This window comes from Paraburkholderia sediminicola (assembly GCF_046026855.1).
In the GTDB taxonomy this organism is placed as follows: Bacteria; Pseudomonadota; Gammaproteobacteria; order Burkholderiales; family Burkholderiaceae; genus Paraburkholderia; species Paraburkholderia sediminicola_A.
Genome location: NZ_JAQQET010000053.1, coordinates 1 through 19470 on the forward strand (window position 1 = coordinate 1; position 19470 = coordinate 19470).

13 protein-coding genes are annotated in these 19470 nt (G+C 57.6%); 3 read left to right on the forward strand and 10 right to left on the reverse strand.

The features are described 5' to 3' along the window. Positions 1-496 precede the first annotated feature (496 nt). Positions 497-1144: a hypothetical protein gene (locus PQR40_RS36865; RefSeq protein ID WP_408511099.1), complete on the forward strand. Its 648-nt coding sequence runs from the start codon at positions 497-499 to the stop codon at positions 1142-1144. Between the two features lies 1 nt (position 1145). Next, positions 1146-1853, forward strand: a complete 708-nt coding sequence (locus PQR40_RS36870) for a hypothetical protein (protein ID WP_408511100.1) — start codon at positions 1146-1148, stop codon at positions 1851-1853. 1464 nt (positions 1854-3317) lie between these two features. On the opposite strand, the gene PQR40_RS36875 is transcribed toward PQR40_RS36870, so the two are convergent. The 10 genes from PQR40_RS36875 to PQR40_RS36920 all read right to left on the reverse strand — a co-directional run bounded on the left by PQR40_RS36875 (position 3318) and on the right by PQR40_RS36920 (position 18267). Continuing rightward, on the reverse strand, positions 3318-4364 hold the full coding sequence (locus PQR40_RS36875) for a hypothetical protein (RefSeq protein ID WP_408511101.1): 1047 nt from the start codon (positions 4362-4364) through the stop codon (positions 3318-3320). 679 nt (positions 4365-5043) lie between these two features. Then, positions 5044-5385, reverse strand: coding sequence for a ubiquitination-like system serine protease family protein (locus PQR40_RS36880; protein WP_408511102.1), 342 nt, complete (start codon positions 5383-5385; stop codon positions 5044-5046). After that, a complete protein-coding gene (locus tag PQR40_RS36885) occupies positions 5382-6773 on the reverse strand; it encodes a ThiF family adenylyltransferase (protein WP_408511103.1) in 1392 nt (463 codons plus the stop codon). Before PQR40_RS36885 ends, PQR40_RS36880 begins: the two co-directional genes overlap by 4 nt. Continuing rightward, complete coding sequence (locus PQR40_RS36890) at positions 6770-7903, reverse strand: multiubiquitin domain-containing protein (protein ID WP_408511104.1); 1134 nt, start codon at positions 7901-7903, stop codon at positions 6770-6772. The genes PQR40_RS36885 and PQR40_RS36890 overlap by 4 nt, the downstream gene beginning before the upstream one ends. Before the next feature lie 89 nt (positions 7904-7992). Continuing rightward, on the reverse strand, positions 7993-11415 hold the full coding sequence (locus PQR40_RS36895; protein WP_408511105.1) for a UvrD-helicase domain-containing protein: 3423 nt from the start codon (positions 11413-11415) through the stop codon (positions 7993-7995). 2 nt (positions 11416-11417) lie between these two features. Then, complete coding sequence (locus PQR40_RS36900) at positions 11418-12011, reverse strand: hypothetical protein (protein ID WP_408511106.1); 594 nt, start codon at positions 12009-12011, stop codon at positions 11418-11420. Then, a complete protein-coding gene (locus PQR40_RS36905; RefSeq protein ID WP_408511107.1) occupies positions 12008-12793 on the reverse strand; it encodes an RNA polymerase sigma factor in 786 nt (261 codons plus the stop codon). Before PQR40_RS36905 ends, PQR40_RS36900 begins: the two co-directional genes overlap by 4 nt. A gap of 65 nt (positions 12794-12858) precedes the next feature. After that, positions 12859-15072, reverse strand: a complete 2214-nt coding sequence (locus tag PQR40_RS36910) for a S8 family peptidase (RefSeq protein ID WP_408511108.1) — start codon at positions 15070-15072, stop codon at positions 12859-12861. Then, positions 15069-16220, reverse strand: coding sequence for an AAA family ATPase (locus tag PQR40_RS36915; RefSeq protein WP_408511109.1), 1152 nt, complete (start codon positions 16218-16220; stop codon positions 15069-15071). The genes PQR40_RS36910 and PQR40_RS36915 overlap by 4 nt, the downstream gene beginning before the upstream one ends. A 343-nt stretch (positions 16221-16563) precedes the next feature. Then, a complete protein-coding gene (locus PQR40_RS36920; protein ID WP_408511110.1) occupies positions 16564-18267 on the reverse strand; it encodes a site-specific integrase in 1704 nt (567 codons plus the stop codon). Positions 18268-18880: 613 nt separating this feature from the next. Between PQR40_RS36920 and PQR40_RS36925 the strand changes: the two genes are divergently transcribed. Continuing rightward, positions 18881-19468, forward strand: coding sequence for a DUF5625 family protein (locus PQR40_RS36925; RefSeq protein WP_408511111.1), 588 nt, complete (start codon positions 18881-18883; stop codon positions 19466-19468). The last annotated feature ends 2 nt before the right edge of the window (positions 19469-19470 follow it).

The following is a 19470-nucleotide window of genomic DNA, read 5'->3' on the forward strand; positions in this document are numbered from 1 at the left end:
TCCAATATGTTGATAAATTATGTTATGTCAAGTTAAAAATGGCGCGCGAACCGGTGTTCGGTCGCCGTTGGCTTGCATGAAACTGTTCCCGTTTTTGCATGATTTTGTTCTTGCTCTACTCGCACTCGGACCACTGACCGTTGCGATGGCCCCCGCTGAGGTGGCCGCGAGATAGCCCCCTGGGACGCCGTCTGGGCGGCCGCAATGCCCTCGCGCCGCGCCCGAAGGAACGGGTTTTGCGCAAAAACATCGCGCGGCCATTTTGTTCCCGGTCCGCCGCTCGGCCCCGAACGGCGGACCGACAGACCGGAACAGTTTTGGGCAAACCGACGCTTGCGGGTGATTGACAGTTCTGATTTCTCTCGCAAAGTGCGTCCGCGGTCCATGGACCGCGGACGACTTTTACTGAGCCCAAATCACCGGTTGACAGCGCGGACAAGCCGCGAAACAATGTGTCCATCGTCCACGGACAGTGGACAAGACACCGGTGAGGGAAATGAAAAGTCAAGACATTCTGCTTCTGCTCAAGCTGGTCGCGCTGGAGCGGCGAGCGAATGCTCCGAATCCGGCTATTACCGAAAAGCCCGAGGATCTCAACCGTGAAGTCGAATCGACGCACGAGATGCCGGACGATGAGGATAGCAGTGCCGCAACGCCGTTCGTGTTAAACCTCGAGTTCGATCCTTATAGCGTGCGCGGCTTGTCAAGTGCCATTGGCATAAGCAAGTCCGAAGTGAGCAACGCACTCGGCCGTTGCTACGCCAACGGCCTCGCCAGACCACAGCGACTTGGCGGAAGCCCAGTCGTCAATCGGCGAGGGCTTGAGGAATTTCTCTCATATGGCGTACGGTTTGTCTTCCCGGCAAAAATGCTCGGCTTGGCACGCGGCATTCCGACCGGCCTCACAGCGCCTATTTTTCAGGGCATACTCCGCAACGCTGGCGAGCACCCCCCTGTCTGGCCGGATCCGCATGGAGATACGCTGGGGCTCGTGGTTGAACCGCTGTACAAAACCGTACCGTCCGCAATCCGAGATGATGAAATGCTTTATAGGCTGCTTGCGATCGTCGACTCGATCCGCCTTGGTCAACCCCGTGAGCGCAAACTGGCGATAACTCAACTACGGCGATTACTCGATTTTTGAAATGGCTACCATCGACGATCACATCACGATGATACGGACTGTCGCGAAGGCGATGGGTCCGGAACTGTGTCAGGACGTTGCATTCGTTGGCGGGTGCACCACAGCTCTATTATTAACAGATCTCTACACAAAGCAACAGGTAAGGCACACGGATGACGTTGACCTTATCGTGCACGTACTGAGCTACGCCTATTGGGACCAGTTGACCGAACGCCTTCGGGAGAAAGGTTTTCGCGAAAATATGGAAGAAGATGCACCTATCTGCGCCATGTTCCTCGGGAGTCTGCGTGTTGATTTCATGCCTGATGACGCCACGATCTTGAAGTTTGGAAATGCATGGTATCGGGACGCCCTCGAGAGTGCCGAGCCGCATGATGTCGGCGAAGGGACAATCGTGAAGGTTGTCCGTCCCGAGCATTTCCTCGCCACAAAACTGGCCGCTTATCTATCGCGTGGCAACAACGATCCACTAGAAAGTAACGACGCAGAAGACATTCTCACGTTGATTGACGGTCGTCCCGAGATCGCCGAGGAAATTCTGCATGCCGCAAAAGAGTTACGTTCATACGTCAGTAGTCAACTGCACGCGTTGCAACAGCATCGGGATTTTGACTATGCGGTCGCCACGGCGAGTAATAACGATGTGGCCCGCGAACAAGTGATCCATAAGCGCATCGACCTCATCATATCCTTCGGCGAATTGGCATGAGTGCTACTTTTGCCACGTGGCAATGGCACAGCACACAGGGCTCTACATGCTCGGAAAATCGCGACGCTTGCGGCATCTATCAATGCGAAACTTACACATTCTCCATAGTGATGGATGCGTCACCTCGCGGCGAATATGGCACGAGATTTAATGCAACCTGGATTGCTGAAGTCTTAGACCGTCTGAGTCACGACGCTCCGTCTGAAGACGCTGTAGTCACTTATTTGCATGCAGCGCAAAGGCAGCTTCGAGCCGAAAGATTCGTTTCGGAACGAGCCTCCTATATAGCCTTTCTTTTCCGCCACGGTGAGGCGGACGCATCAGTGTTCCACTGTGGCGACTGTACGCTCGGCTCTCAGTCACCAGAAGGAGATATAGAGTGGCTTACCCGAACCCACACGTTGGAAAATGCCTACGAGGAGTTAGGATTCAGCGTGGATGCGTCCAAACGTCACATCGTTACCCGAACGCTAAACGCGAAGAGATTCCGTGTGCCCGACGTCACTACGATCACAGGCGCTTCTGCTGTCCCCTGGGTCCTTGCGACAGACGGCTACCGTTACCCGGACTACGACGATGATGGCCGTCCAAAAGACGATTGCAGTTATCTCCTAATAGGACACGACCTCAAGGCACATCTTGCTACCACTGCCACAAATTTGTTCGTCAAAGGGACCCAAGGGTAACTGTGCACGTCCAGTCGTCGTGACTCGTACACAACATGTACTCGAGATTTCAGATCCGCGCGACAATCATCCTCATTGGGTGGTGAACGATCTACATCGCGTGGTTAGTCGCTCGGATGGCGTCCACGGTATCGCCTGAACGTCGACAACGGAAAGTGCTATTGCGCCGTCGATATTGAGCTATTTTGCTTCGTGGCCGAACCGAAACGGATGACGACCGCTCCAACTTTTTCAACAGTATCCACCCGGAGCGGACTTTCGTGTCTGCCGAAAGCAGCTCTTCATTCCGTTAGCGGCGAGGTGTTAAAGTGCGAAGTCATCGCGGATGAGACCGTTGTACTTGCCTACTTGGTCAAGTTACAAGCAACAGTGTAATGTTCACGCACATCGCAGTCCCTATATCAAATACGGAGAACGACATGAACAGCGCCATCGTCCGGCATGAACAGCAAATCCGACCAGCTATCTGCCATTACTCTCGTGCTTGAAACTCAACGCTTACCGTAGCCAGCTACGTCAATTTTCTTCAGCCTCACGGTCGCCGGCAACGCCGCCGTACTATTTATTGAGAACGACACGTGTAGAGCATTGTAATCGTGTCGACGGTCTGGCGCATGCGGCCCTTGGCATCGCAGGAAAAACTGATGTTCGGGATGCCAAGAAGCCCGTTGGTGCCGACTTCAGGCAATTGTTGGCATCGTAGCCATATGACCATCCGGCGTACCCGGACATGTTGCCGTTGCTGTCGTAAGACGGGGAACGGTCTGCTGCGGCAGGATCAAGTTGCGGGTAGATCGTCGCATTTGACCGGATGCTCAAAGTTGATTTCACCAGCAGGCGATCTCTTCGCTATCAGGAACTTCGCGTCTCCCAATGGTGCCAATTTATAACCTTCACCGAGCTTGCACTCTGCCCCTTCGAACATGTCGAAATTGAAAACCAACCATGTTGCCGCATGGGAGATTTCTTTGTCGTACCAAGGCATGCCACGCTGCCCCTGTGTGAACAGGAGGGATCCAACCACTCCGTAGAAGACCACTTGGAACATCCGCGTTACCATCGCATACTGAAGGTCTGATTTCGGTAGCGTTCCGGCGAGCAGCCACTCCACTGCGTGATGGACGTGTTTCCCAAGCATCACGGGCAGCATGACAAGTGCCGACATGAAAAGACACGCGAAGAACGCCATCCCTCCGGCAAAGATCAGCAGCACGGGGATCGTCGCAAGTGCGATGAAAAGTATTGTATGGGTAAAGTTTGTCGGTGCAACATGGACAACCGAAGCAATCTGCTGACCTGCCAAACTATAGGCAAGATTGGAGGCCGCGACAAACGCGATCCCGATTACCGCCTTACCGACAAGATGGCCGGACAGGACCTTGTACCAGCGCAGGACATCGTAGACAACGACAGCTCCCCAGAAAGCCAGAACCATCATTATGCTGAGACGCAGAAAAGGCTGCCCACCCATCCATCCAGTCAGGAAACATGCAGCCGAGACAATGCACGCATTGACATACAGCTTTTGAAATGTCGCCAGTAAACGGTATATCTCCGCTATCTTCGCCCCGACTTTATGAAGCAGCTCCCTCTTTGGCATACATACAAACAAGACTCTTAAAATCAGGCCCGACACAAAAAGCTTGACGATCAGAGAGAGCGTTCCAGGAACTAGCGCAGCCGGTGCAAACAAGGACAGCAACGTGGCGCCGGCGATGAAAATGCCCACGCCCTTGACTGTGTCAGATAGTTCCTTGCACCGTCCGGACAACGACGGCCGTTCATCTCCGCTATTGCCCTTCACTTCTGCCTGGTTCGTTTTCATTCTGTTTTCTCGATCTGATACTTTTAAGAGATGTGTTTGCGTCTGCCCCGTCATGTGCCGGATTCGCCTCGTTCTGAGGTGATTCCGACCACGACTCGGTCGCGACAGTGATCATCCAAGGTATTGAACTCTGCCTGCATGTAGTATCGCGGAAGTATCCACACACCGCGCCTTGGGCGAGCCTTCCCTCGGCACGAACGATCCCGGCAGAGTAGGTCCGGAGCACGCCGTCTACGGACCTGTCGGTACCCCCCATCCGACAGGCAATCTGAGGACAGGCTCGACTTCTCCGCCTTTGACCCAGTCCATACGCCAGGCGCGGCCCAGCGCATCCCGCATATGCGCTGGACCCTCATAGCCGGGCGGTAGTTCGATCGAGTCGGCAACGTTGTGAGGCCATCCTGAGGCAGCGTAAGGGTGCTTCATTCGCGAAAGGAACGTCGAACAGCTTTGCGATCCGACCGGCCGAGGTAGAACAATCGGCCGGCATATTCCCGAAAAGGCTTTCGGCGGCTTGCCGCGCGCGTCTCGATTTTTCACGGCTCATCATTTTCTCGATAGGGGTTGACCCGTCTGCGCAGCATCCGAATAACCGTGATTTTTGCACTTTTTCGGCTGAGCACTGGGGTCCATGGACGCCAAAGAAGGATGGGTACAAAAAACTCGCCGGTGGGGCAGTTCAGCACCAGTAAATCCGGCCCATGCGAACCCAGAAGTGTGAGCCGCAGCCTTTCTGCAGCCAGACCGACGGCGTAAGCGTTGGCGCGCCATTCGCGTCGACTTCCACATCCCAGCGAGGCTTGGCCTCCGCAACTACCAGTAGTTCGATTGCACAGCCGCAACCGCAAGGGCAGCGCATCCCAACGCACCAGTCTTCGCCACCGTCACGCGCAAGGATCAAGTCGCGTCTGGGGAGTCGAGAGGGCAAGCTGTCACCCTCAATGACACGTAGCCTGCGACGCGGACTAAAGCGTGCCAGCGCGTTGCGCCACCATTTCCGTACCTTCGTTATACTCATCATCTCACGACCCGATTGAGAATCGGCATACCCAGAAGGGGCTCTGCATTGCCGCGCGCAAGAATGAGATTCGGTGTGCGCGTGAAAGCAGTCTCGGCGAAATACTCTTCCTCACAGGCCGCAAGGCTGAACTCCGTACGCGCATAGAGGGTGTTAGGCTCCAACCGGAACGGATACGCACGCGCAATGAACTCGTTCACGCACGCTGAGGCTGCACGCATGTTGAGCGTAATCACCGCCGGCGCCTCGTCCACAAGGCCCCTGAGATAGCCGGCTTCGAGTTCCTGTTGATGAGCCTCAGGTGCGACTCGGCGAAGGTATTCACCGCGCAAACTCTCCGGTGTGTAGATGCCGCGGTCTTGCAAGGTTGAGCCGCCTGGCTGAACGTAGTCAATGCGTCCGCACACGTCGGCGACCGCAAACGTGTCCCCCTTCTTGCGCACCGGAATCACCACGCCGACGTCGAATAGCGGCAGTAAGAATGCTGCCGCGATCAGATCGGCAATATGCCGGGCTTCAAGGGTGTCAACACAGCAGAAGACGACATCGCAGTCGGCGGCCGCGAGCACTGCTTCCCGCGTCGTGATCGATGCCGGCACCGGAACGGCGATGCCTTGGCCGCGATAGCCGGTCACAGCTTCGGCAAACACCTGGACCTTCAGGCGATTTGCCGCGGCGTCAGCATGGCTAGAGTTGAGGATTCGATTCAGGTTCTTCCATTCGACCCGGTCGAAATCGACTACCTGAACGCGGCCGAATCCCAAGCGGGCGAGCTGTTCGCAAGTGATCGACCCCGTTCCGGAAGCGCCGACCACCAAAGCAGAAAGCCGCCCAAGTTCGGCGGTCATGCCGCTGGTAAACGCAATAGGCCGATCCCTGGGGCCGCGATCGGTAGCATTGTCCGCCCACCAATAGCTTAGATCGTCACCGGAGACGGTCACAAGATCAACCGGGCGCTCCTCGAGGTCAGAATCATAGAGGCGTGCACGGACCGCACCATCCGTCGTCATGACAGCCGAACCATGAAAGGCACCGAACGCATGGAACAAACTGGGAATTACCCGTTGGTCGCTCTCGTCGTCCGCTATTGAGAACGCAAAGAGACCGCCGGGGTGTGAATGGATAAGGATGACAGCACGGCCAGCCGGCTCAGCTACGTCGATCGCTTGTTCCAAGTATTCCCCCGGCCAAGTGATGCCATCATGCTCCCGGCGTTGGCAAGCGGCGTGCGGGACAAGGATCATGTCCCGGACCAGCAGGCGGAATCGCGGGCCCGGCGTACGTGTGCAGATCAGGATGGCAGCCGCTTCCAGTCCATCCTCCGGAAAGAGGTGCCCCTTTAGCTCAGCATGCAGGACACCGCTGAAAGCCAGAGTCGTCTCGGGGATCATTCGCCGACCTCCTTGGCAAGTGCCGCATCGACCAAAGCGAGTTGGGTAGCCACGTTATCCGTGGCGGGATTCCAAGGCGCTGCTGGGCCACGGTACCGAGACCACCCGTGATACTCGACGCCGAGCAGGACTCCACGAAGCTGAGTGCTCTGGATTGTCCGCCCGCAAGCCAACGCGAGCGGCGGGTAGCCATAGAAGCCATAGATCTGTGCGCCCGGATAGGTGGGCGGGATCTCCAATGCCAATTTCGTGTCGGTGACGGTATAGCCGGCCGGCAGCGGATAGTCGTGGAGGAGGAGCCAGCGCCGATTGGCTTCAATAATGGTTTCCCACCGCAAGCCGAGGCGATCGAGATGTGCTTCGTCGATGTCGAGTAGAGCGAACGCCCGGCAAGGGTTTGCGGGGCCCTCGCCGTTGTTGACATCCTTCGGCGTGAGCCGGAGCTTTTCGATGCCGGGCGTACGCAGATCGATCTCGGTAGTAAGCTGGACAGGCTGCTTCGGCTGCCCGGCGACCTTGAGGAAAATCTGCCAGCCTTGATCCGGGTTGAACCCGGCCAGGACCAGCGCTTCGCGCACCACGATAGTCGGCGCGGGAAGCTCCAGCAACACTCCCTGTACGTTCAACTTCCACGACCGCTTCCGACTGACGAACGCTTCAACTCCTGCAGCGTTGAGATCGACAAGATCGTGTTCGCCCAAGAGGCGATCCGGTTGATCGTACCGTTCGAAGTAGATGACCCTGTCGGCAGGTACTTGCCCAAGCTTGCGCAAGAGTCCTCCCGAGACAATTCGGCAGGGCCAATCAAAACGCTGGTCATCGATGGTCAGCCGGTAAGCACGATCGCTCTCGATGATAACGAAGCGCCGTTCCGTCCGGGGCAGATCCACGGTCTCCGTGGGGCGGACATCCTCCAGTTCACCGTCCGGCAGGACCTGCAGCACACTGACATCATCAACCGACTTGAAGCCGGCGGCGACGGCGAGCTGCGCGCCGGTTGGGGTGCGGTCCTCGATACGGACCTGCCGATAAGTCAGGGTTTGATCGGCGACTTCGATTATGTGGTGGGCTGCGCCACCAGCATCTTCGTCATGAATCCGGTTATTGCCGGCAGTAGGATAGGTTTGCATATGATTACCTTTCTGTTGGCCGCTGCGGGAGTGCAGTTTTCTGGCCTTCAGTCAGTTAATCGCAGCCCATTTCAGAACCGGAAAGCTGCCTACAATTTTTTTACGGTGATGGCGCCGTCGGGCAGATCGCCGCAAATGAAGAAGCTGGGGCAGCGTGGACAGGCGCGCGCTTCTGCTTTGAGCGGAAAGTCGCCGGAGCGGACACTTTGAACAATGTTCTGAATTTTCTGTCGTCTTGTCTCAAGTTTCTTCGCCGAGATCGACATCGGCATCGTGGTCTCGCTGGTCAGGAAAGTTACCTCTACCTGTGCTTGGCCACCGTAAGCCTGCACCGCGGCGAGATGAAGAATGGTGTATTCGATATCGTCAAAGGCATTCGACTTTGGTTTGCCCGTCTTGACCCGCCCGACCACGACCTGCCCCTGGTCGCCACGGGCAACGCTATCTGGCCTGACGAAAATGTCACCCTCGGCCCAACCTAGTGACAGAGGCGCGACCGACGAGCGGACGCCAGTGCTTCGGGTTTCGATGAGGTAGTCAACCAGGCGGCGACCGATGCGCCGATAGTCGTCAGCATATCCATGATCCACTGCACCATTCGCTTGCCAAGCCCCCTCAAAGCGCGTGTCGAGTTCGGCTTCGCTCGGGGTCGTCGTCTCGTGGGCCGTTTTCAGCCACTCGAACACGTCGCTGACGACGTTGTGCATCTTCATGAAAGCTGTTTCCGTACGACGCCCGCCGAGCTTGAGCACATGCGTGTACAGAAACCGTCGCGGGCATCTCTCAAACAGGTTGATCTGGTTCTCGGTCCAGACCGGTTTTTCCTCCCAAGTAATATCGATGGCGGTTACTGGCGTCACTACTTCGCCGCACTGAGACGGATTGGCAGGACGGACAAGCAGACAATCGATTGCCGGAATGAATTTTGAAGGGCTGCGTACCTTGCCATCGGGCTGGACCGAGGACGCATAGAGAAATAGCCGATCGCGGGCGCGCGATAGCGCTACGAAAAACAGGCACTCCTCTTCCTCGTCATGTCCTGCTCTAACCGCCTCCAAACCGGTCAAGCCCTGCGAACCGTGAATCAGGCCATCTGGGGGCACGCAGCGCGGTGGGGTGTTGTTACGTGGCAACCCCGAGGTCACCATGCCGGGAATATGCACGATGTCGAACTCAAGACCCTTGCTGCCATGGATCGTCATCGGGCGTACCGCATCAATCTCTTCTGCAACTCCTGGCATTTGGCGAAGACCACGATCCTCGGATAGCACGAGGAGACGGCGAATCCGATCAAGCAGGCGCACGCTCGGAATTCCGATTCCCGCCGGCTGGCGACGGCAAAAGTTAAGGAATTGCCACAGCGCGAGCCCCTTCATTCGGCTTTGGGGACTGTTTGCTAAATACAGGTTTTTTGCCATACCCAACCGGTCGATCACCCAGGTCGCTAGGATGGTCCAGGGGTTGCCCGTCGGATTCAGGCCGGCAAAGAGATCCGCTACGCGAGTCAACGCGGCCTGGCTCTCGGTCGTAAGGTTTGGCAGCTTCGCACCTACCAGCCGCCAGTCGAGAGGAGCAGCATTGTTTTCCCTGAGATATCCGATGATTTGCATTACATCCTCTAACGGCATCTCGTGCGTCGACATCGTTGCGGCCCTGATTAGGCCCGCCGCATATGGGTCCGACAACATCGAAAGCAAGGCAAGCAGATCCTTGATCTCCGGGCGTTCAAAGAGGTTACCCAAGTGCAGCACCGGAATACCCCTTGCCTCCAGGCCTTCGGCAATATCGCTCAGGCGGGCGTTGGACGCACAGAGCAGCGCCTGTCTGCGAAATGGAACTCCCGCGTCGCGCCGCTCTAGGATTGCAGCCGCTACCGCCGATATTTCATCGTCGGGTGTTTTGACCACCCGAAATTCCGACGGTGCATTTAAGGTGCCGCGACTAGCCACCAGTTGCAGAGGCAATGCTCCTCTCGATGCCTTCATCGTGCTTGAGAACGTCGTGAATACCTCGATGACCTCCTGACCCGAGCGATAGTTAATGCCTAGCTGGCGCACCTGCGCGCCAGGGAAGTCTGAAGAGAACTGCGCCATGTTGGTGGCCGACGCACCACGAAACCGATAGATGGACTGGCGCGCATCTCCCACGACCCAAAGATTTCGCCCTTCGCCCACAATCGCTCTCAGCAAACGCACCGATGCACGGTTGACGTCTTGGTACTCGTCAACGAGAACATGCTGGTGGCGCGCTTTCAATGCACCGCTCACTTCGGCGTCGGATTCGACCAGCCGCACAGGTTGCGCGACCAGGTCTCCGAAATCGATCAGTTGCCTTGCTGCCGTAAGTCGCTCATAGGTCTCGAACAGCAGCGCGACCTCCAAGCACTTCTCCGCCCGGGTAACCGCCTCTGCGTCATGACCGGAGTTGTTCGCCATGGTTTGAGCCAAGGCGCGATACGCTGCGGCATCTAAAACCTCGTCCTTGGCTCGCGATATCGCATTGAGCATGTCACTGAGATCGAGCGTCGGATCCCACAGATTTCGATAGTGACAAAGTGGTAGCCGGGGTAGTTCGTCTTCAAGCAGTTCGATCGCTTCCGACTTATCAATCAGGCGTGGATCGGGCGGAAGCCCCAACTTGTCGTGAAAGCGACGAACGATATCCAGGCCGAAGGCGTGGAACGTACCAATCCACATTGCTGCCGCCGCTGTCGGGTTGCTGGCAGCAAGCCGCTCGCTTAGTTCATTGGCTGCCTTATTGGAGAAAGTGAGAACCAGGATGGACGTGGGGTCGACACTTTCAGCAAGCAGGCTCTCGATACGACGCACAAGCGTTCGCGTCTTACCCGTGCCTGGCCCCGCTTGTAGCTGGAAGGCACCATTGCGATGGTTTGCTGCTGCGATCTGAGTCGGATCAGGGGTCAAGGCTGAAGCAGAAACAGAGACTAATTCGATAGACGACTCGTCAGGCAACAATAGCGCGTCCAGCAGCTGCTGCTGAACCACCTGCGATGGCACACCAAGCCGCGCTGCAATGTCCGTTGAAGAGCAGCCGTCGTGCAGATGGAGATGCCGGGCCATCGTGCGTGGCAGGAGAAGTTCGCGCGCGAAGAGATCCATGCGGACCTCCCTCCGCTCTCGCGTACCATTGTCGAGCACTTTTTCGATGCCAACCGGGGAATCCTCCACGGAACGATCCGCTTCGACGTGCTCTGTCACGACATCCTGTGTTCCGCCCTCCAGGACAACATGCCCGAGTTCATGGGCGATGAGGAAAGCGCGGTCAAATTCAGACCCCGTGTCTTCGTAAAGAATGATCCCGGCCTGGCTATCGAAGGTCGCCCGCCCGCCCTTGAGTTGAGAATCCCCTGCTGGCAAGGCGTACACGTCCAGCTCTCTCCGGATTGCCTCCTGGCGGACGAAGTCGAGCAATTTCCATGGATCGTTGCCCGCCGCGACTGCCAATCTATGGATGCGTTCTGCTTCTCGACGAGCGGCCTCGGTCGCATCCATGATTAATCCTGAAGCGCCTTGAGGGCTTCCTGCTGATCATGCGTAAGCTGCGAAGTCTCGACGGCCTTTTCAAAGGAAATCTGTTCGGTAACTGCGGGCTTCACGGCCGAGCGGAAGCTGTGCCCGGAAACCATGGCCGGCGGATTTTTTAGATAGTCCATGACAGCATCTGTCGTTGCCCCCAACTCGGTCGAGAGCCTCTGAACAAAGCGGCGCGGTATCGTCGCTGCGTCGATTGCACGGTCGCGCAAGCGTATCAGCAGCAAATTATTGATGTTGAGCTTCTTTGCCAACGACTTGAACGCGGTTGGATTGAGCGTGGCAAAGGGGTTTATGACTGACGCTTCTTCAGGTTGGCCAACAACGGATTGAAACCGCTGCCAAGCCCGATCTACCGCTTTCTCCGACGTTGCCACAATTTCGACATTGCGCGTCGCATCCACCATCAATTCAATCGAACAGCTTACAAGTGCTTGCGCGTGCTCTGGGTAGTCCGTCAGATATTTCTCCAACGTCTTTCGGTCATGTATCGGTTCGACTGAAAAGGCAACCAGAACCTCTTCCTCACTCCGACTTGACGGCTGTTCAGCAATCATCGTGCATTCTCCTGTTGAAGAATGGATCTGAGCGTCTTGCAAGCACGGTCGCGACGGTTGCGAACCGTCCTTTCGTCACACTGCAGAATGCGTGCAATGGTCATGACATCTTTATCCTTTGAGTCGATCTGGAATCCTTGCAGTAGCAACCCGATGACCTGCTTTTGGTCATCTGGTAGGCGGTCAATCGCAGCGGTCAGCTCCAACCGGAAAGCCGGATCATCAAGTTTTTCGGGATCGCCGCCTAGAAAGGCCGCAGCTGCGAATTCCACCTCGGCCGAAATCTCCAAGCCGTCGTCCTTGTCCGTGCCCAAAGGCACCGTGTCCACAACGGACGGGCCGATCTGGCGCAGCGCGGATGTGCGGAAAGCCGCGAATGCCTTATCAAAGCGGATTTCATAGAAGTCGAGCAGACCAATGCGCCGCCCGCAGTCCTTAGCGATCCGCTCCGCAAACCGCTCCATGATCTCTTCGCGGATACCTCGGGCGCCGGCCATGCGTGAATCGGAGATGGCCGCGCACAGGGACTGCTCAATCCGCTTCATAAGAACGCGAAAGATCTTTTCAAAATCTTCCTGCGCTCCGTCGGTCCAAGCTCGCCGCAGGAAATGGACCACGGCTTCCGATGGCACGTATCCAAGACTCTTCCTGGACAGCATAGCAAACCGTCGAAGTCGCTCTGCGGCATCGACCGTCTCCAGTCTCCCGAGCCAGTCTTCAATTTCTGGCGGCCGATCGTACAGCCCACCGTCTTTTCTTTTTCGTTTAAGCGGTTCCGGCATTCGCTGCCTCCGTTACAATCAGCTCAGTTGATACCGAAAGATTCAACGTCGCACTCACCCTGCTATCAAATGCGGATCGGCAACGACACCTGCGGTTGAATTGGTACCAACGTCTTTGCATAGGCACGCAGGATCTCGTTGTAGAGATCAGCGTGCTTCGGAGCTTCGACGGTGATGATCAGCGCGTAGCGAATCTTCTCGGCTCCGGCTGCCCGGCCGCCGGCTTCGCGCGCGTTGTAGTGGATATCGAAGACGGGATTGTTGAGGGTGCTGCCACGCATGTTCTTTGCGCTGTGAAGCACAGTCTCCCATTTGCCCATGTCGGAGCGGCGTTCTTCCTCGGTCGCGTACTTCTTCATGTCGAAGAAGCTCTTCGTGTCTGCGTTGGCTTTGCCTGCCTTAATCTTCTCGTCGCTGGGACGAAAGACAACTTCAAGGCCCGCGCGGGTGTAAGCGGCCGCGTCCTGCGGATCGGTTGGCGAGGCATAGCAGAAGGTTGCCTTGAGGCGGATGCTGCCTTTCAAGCCGTCGACCGGTAGCGGCAACGAGGCACGGAGGTATTTACCTGGCTTGAGTTCACCTTGATAGACGATGCGCGCCACCCCCTCCGGGCAGGTGATGATGCTCATCAAGTCCTCCGGTACTTTGCCCCAACCCACTTCGAGCTTATCGTGCGTCGCAGCGTCCGCGGCATGCACCAGCAATGCTTTGATCGCCAAGGGTGTCAATTCTGCGCCGAGGATGGCGCGAATGCCGACCGCGCTGCGCAGCAGGTAAGGGGAAGCGAAACTGGTACCGAGTTGTGGCGAGAGTAGAGGTTTTTTGCCTGGTGAAAGTACATGAAAATAGTTGCCTGCATCACCGCCGAAGGCCATCAAATCGGGCTTGACGACGCCGGGACTGCGGCCTGGGCCCATCGCGCTGTAAGGCGCGCGGGCCCAGCTCGCTTCCGTGTCGTTGGTGGCACCGACTGCTAGCGCGTTGACGCAGTCCGATGGAACCTGGACGCGGGCGTTGCCCGAAGAGCGGTCCATCTGTCCATTATTGCCTACCGCCACGCTCATCAGCGTATCGCCGTCGCTCAGCAGATCGTCGATGACCGAGGTCCAGGCATGAACGTCAGTGTCCTCGATAGGCAGATCCGGGCCGAGACTGAGGTTGACGAACTGGTACTGGCGCGACAACAGGACCTGTTCGACGAAGCCGAGGGTTCTGTAGAGTTCCAACGGATCTTCAGTATCGGCATCCTTGTCGAGCACGCGCAAGTGATCCACGTAAGCGAAGGGACGGGCGGCAGTGCCATTCGGCTGGATGGGGCCAAACAGGAATGCGGAACTGACGGCCAAGCCATGCTCCAGGCCTGCCGGGTCGTCCTCGGCGTCTTCGTCGAGGATGCGATAGGAACGCAGCCACGGACCGATCACATGCTGTTTCGGCAAACCGCCATCGAGGATAGCGACTTTCGGTTCCGACGACAGCGGTTGCTCGGTTGGCAGCCTGCAGCCTACCGACACTTCACCCGCGCGCTGCACAGGGCGCATGCCACGTAGCTTTGGGACCGGGCGAATGACACGCACGAACACGAATTCCGCGACCCTTTCAATGCGGTCATGTTTGCCTTCGATTGGCACGAACCACAGGCTGCCTGCCGTGAAACCGAGATCGCCGTGAACTTTAACGCCCACCTCCTTGGCATACTTCACGAAGGCCTGCTGGACAAATGTGCGGCTTTCAGGCAGCAGATGGATACCAACTTCGAAGAATCGATCTTTCGCGCTGCCGTAGTTGGCAATGCGCTCCTTGGGCGCGAATGCCGAGAACCTCTCAATGTGTGCCAAGTCTAGCGCCTCGTCGGATTCGGCTTCGATCTGACGGGTCCAGCTCTTCAGATTGCGAAATGCTTGGCGCTTGCCGGCGACGAACAGTTCCGTCGTCGTGCATTCCTGCGGCACCCCCTTCTTGGTCCAGCCGTCCGGCGTCACTTTCACGGTGCGGCTGCCGACAGATTCCAGACCCACGGTGCGTAACATTGCCACCGGAAAGAAGGATCTTGCGATGTAGCTCGGGTTCATTGTCAGCCGGGCGACACCGAAGTCGCCGGGGCAGGCGTCCTGAGGCAGGGCATCGAGTGTTGCGGCCGCCTCGGAAAACTGGGGCATTAGCCGTTGCGTGGCTTGTTCAAAGCTGTATACCTCAACCTTGCCCGGCATGCGCTTCGGGCCCTTGATATCGTGGGTCAGCAGTTCGCCGCGTCCGATCAGAAAGTTCGTTTGGCTCATGCGTCAGGTTTCCTTTTCTGGTTCTTATCTGCGGATGACTGCTCGTTCGTGTACTTCCGAATGGTGTCGCGGCTGACGCCAGTGATATCGGAAATGGTGTGCTGTGAGAGGCGCGTCTGCTTGGCCAGAAGCACGGCCAGATCGATGCGGGGCTGGCGATCGAGAACGAGCGCGCGCGACTTGATGAACTCTTCAATGAGATCGGCATCTGAGGCCGTGCCGAGTGCCACTGCGCGGCGGAAACGCTGAAGATCGCGTTCGATGTCGCTGAACGACTCTCCGTTGAAGGCGAAAGTCAGGATGTCAATCCAGCGCCCGAACAATGCATAGTCAGGACCCAAGAACCGCTTGATTGCGGCCTTGACGGCAGTCATCTCAGGCGTCTTGAAATTGATCACCAGATCGAAACGACGCCATAGCGCCGGATCGATCAAATCTGCGTGATTCGTGGCCGCCAACAGCAATCCCGTAGCAGGCCATTCATCCACCTCCTGCAGGATGACCGTGACGAGGCGTTTCAATTCGCCGACATCGGTATCGTCGCTGCGGCGCTTGGCAATGGCGTCGATTTCATCTAGCAACAACACGCAAGGAGTGCGTTTTGCGAAATCGAGTGCGGCGCGAAGGTTGCTGCCGCTTCGACCAAGCAGACTGCTCATGACTGCAGTCAGATCAAGCACGTACAGCGGCACACCCAACTGTGCGGCGAGCCATCGAGCGGTCAGGGTCTTGCCGACACCCGGCGGCCCGACAAAGATTGCGGAGCGTGTCGGGTTCAAGCCCATCGACGCCAGCCGCTCCACTTGCCGACGCTCCTGAATCAGTTGGCTTAGGGTCTCTTCGAGGTCGACTGACAGCAGTGGCTGTTCTCGGTCTGGCGTGTCTTTAAATACTTTCAGCAGCGAAAGCCGTGACTCATCGTCAACTGGCAACGGGTGCGTAGGTGCTGTCGGCTGCGTGGCCTTGCGTAAGGGGGCGCCCGCGCGGGGCGCTTTCGCGCGCAGGTAGAGGTCCATCTGTTCGGCCAGCGCTGGATCGGTATTGCGGTATTTGCGCACGAGCCTCGCCACGAACAGCCTCACGTCTTCGGTCTGTTCAGCGAGAGCCAATCGAATCAGCTGGGCTAAATCTGATTGAACTTCATTCATTTCGTCCAGCATTTTCCTAAATAGTTGATTATCAATGTATTTTTACATCAATCAAATGGACTAATTTGATTGTCTCATGTTTTCTAGGTGAGGGAAAGCCTGCCTTTGGCAGCGGCGAGTGCGGGGTCTACAGCGGAGCTGGCTCGTTTTTGCGTACGCTAACAAAGCGTCAACGAGCGCCTGCATAGGGATGCATCCCGGCGAGCCTGCGCCGCGCCCTCGGGCTCCCCGGGATGCACCCTGCGCTTTGTGCCGAATCGCGACCATCCGGCTTTGATCCCTGACGCCTTCGCACCTGGAGCTGCACGCTTACTTGCCTAGCGTTTGCATCTAGTGCGGGTATTCACTTGCTGGCGACAAAAGCTTCCGCCATTTGCCGAGCCCGCATGACATCATCACCATGCAGGTAGATTGAGGTCGTCGAGATTGAGGCATGACGGAGGTTGTCGCGCACGATGGTCAGTTCGGCACCGTGCGCGAGCGCATGGGTCGCATGGGTATGGCGCATCCAGTGCGGACTCGCCTGCCGCAGTTTTTTTGCAACCGCGGGGCTGTCGGCGTCGATGAGATCGGCGGTCCTGGCAAAGAACCGCCGCAGCACGTTCCAGAGGCGTGCACTGGTGATGCGCGCCGTACCGTCCCCGGCGAGACTCTCGATCAGCGGCGTGTCCGGGCGCCAGCGGCTGGGCGTCACGGATAGCCGGCGCTCGACCAGGTGACGATCGAGCGCCGTGCGGGCGAGCGGCGGCAATGCGACTCTGGCCGCCTTGCGCCCTTTCCCGACGACCTTGAGCCAATGGTCGCTGTGCGCGTCGGTCTCGATGTCGCCGAGCGACGCGCCAACCAGTTCGCTTGCGCGCAGGCCCGTCGCATAGCCGAAGTCCAGCACGAAGCGCAGTCTCTGTGCCGCCACAGGCGCCCAGCCGTATGACCACTCGAGGCCGTCGGCGATCGCCCGGATCAGCAGCCATTCCACTTCAGTGAACACATGCGACGTGTCGAGCACGCTCGCGCGGGCGCTGCCCCGCACCTTGACGCCGGCAAACGGATTCGCGAGCAGGTACCGCTGCTCGATGAGCCACCGGAACAGCGCGCCCAGCACGGACAGCGTATAGGCGGCCGAGCGGGCCGACAGGCCGCCCGAGAATGGACGCCAGTCGGCTGCACTGCGCGGCCGAACCGGTCCCACCCACCGCTCCCGCGGGGTCGGTCGACGCAGGAACGCGCGGTAGGCGACCGCGTCCTCGGTGGTCAGCGACGACAGCGGCCGCCCCCGCTCGACGATCGCCCACAGGATCAGTCGCTCGGCTTCCTTGCGGTACGCGCGCTGCGTCGCGGCAGACTCGTGCAGCGACAGCCACGCCTGAACGGCCTGGTAATCGTTGTCTGCATCGAGTGTGCAGGTGGCGCGTGGCGCGCGATAGGCGCCGGCCGAACCGTCGACTTCGTGCGGTAGCCGCAGCTGTTCCCACGGCACGATGCCGCTGCCCGGTAAGACGGCGATGAGCGCCCTCGCCCGCTCGGTTAACTCCGGGTACGCCGCAAAGAATGCCTCGATGTGCCGCGCACTGGCAAGGCCGAGCCCGGGAATGGATTTCCACCACTGGCGCCGGCGCGGAATCCGTACGGTGAGGTCCGACAGCGTCGAGATACCGTGCGCGCGCAGGGTAGCGACCGCGCGTGCCGGCAGCCAGAGCCCGATGTCGTCGCTGATCTGCGGAACCGGCAGGCGGGCATGCCGCAGGATTTCGATCGCGTCTGCAACCGCCCGCGCTTCCCGTAAACGCTCACCGTCAGGGTGCGCAAAAACCGCGGCGAGATCCGGCCGGCCGACCTGCCGTGCAATCTTTGCCAGCCGCCGACGAACTGCGCCGAGCACCCCGCGCGCCGACTGCCCTGCTCCAACGCGGTCCGTCAGGTAGCGTTCCACGGCTTTACGGACCGGCATGCCGGCGTACCACGCGCGCAGCATGGCCAGTTCATCGGCGTCGGGGAAATCCACGGAGCGAGGTTCGGGCGAAGGTGTCGGGGTAAGGCGCGTTTTCATACGCGCCAGTTTGGCACAACAATCGTACTATTGTGATAATGATACTTATCGTAGTAGCTTGTTCGCGAGGCATATCAACCAGGTGCTCCACCTCCTCTCAGCGCGGCTTCGCTGGCCAGCGCAAGCTCCTCGCATTGCTGCGCGGTCGACGTGAATTGCTCTGTGATCCGATCCGAGTTGGTGACGCCTGTCGTCTTCTCGTGACATCAACGCGATTGGCACGGCGACCCCGTTGGTGAGATTTTGCCGGCGTTTTCTACAGTCGTGAATTCCAGCGAGGCTCGCGCATGGCCATGCGCCTGCGCCCATTTGTGTATGAGCTTGCGTACGGCCTGAATTTTCTGCCGAGGCTCGCGATGCGAGGGAACCCGCTTTCCAGTTTTTACTTTGTGAAGATTGTGAAATAGTCGAGACCTAACGTTAACCAGCACTTGTAAATATCAATTTGTTGTTATTAACTGGTAACACAAAGTAACAAAATGTTACGCAAGACAACAGGCAGGTTGGTCGCCGGCGGACCTACCGCAACCTAGCGCGCCTTGAACTTGCGTGACAGAGGCGTATGTTTTCGAGTTCAAAGGCCCTAAAGGCAAGCAATTTCGGGGAATCTTCAATGGCCAACTGTTCTCTGCGTCACATATTCCTACGAATTTCAATCAGAATATCCGAAAAATTGATGGCGTGGATTGGGGTAACGACACTCGTCTTTTTGTTAAATCTCCATGCGGCTTCTGGGCAAGAGTTTACCAGAAAATTGGTTCCGCCGCTTAGCGTGGAAATGGAATCAATACCTTATGGAAGACATATCAAGATGGATTTCTTAATAAAAAATGAAAATCCATATGACATTGATCTCAGCTTGATATACCGAACAAGCGCTGAGCTGAAAGAATTATACGCTCTGAAAAGTGATCAGAAAGATAAGTGGGAATCCAAATCTTCCCCACCGAAATTCCCGCTTATATCTTCATCTCTGTTAATCAAGAAAAAAGACTCATCCTTCTATTTGGCGACGGACACTCAAATAAGTAGGCTTGTGGCACATGGCTGGCGGGACAGCGAGCATGGCTCTCTTTCGCTGAGGATAGGCACCGTCACTCTTTCTCCAGGAGAGTATACGCTCGAATTAAGTAGTTACGATCCGCCGCCGATCCTATCGAAACTCCACTGGGCGATTGAGATCACGCATCCAGGCCACTGACG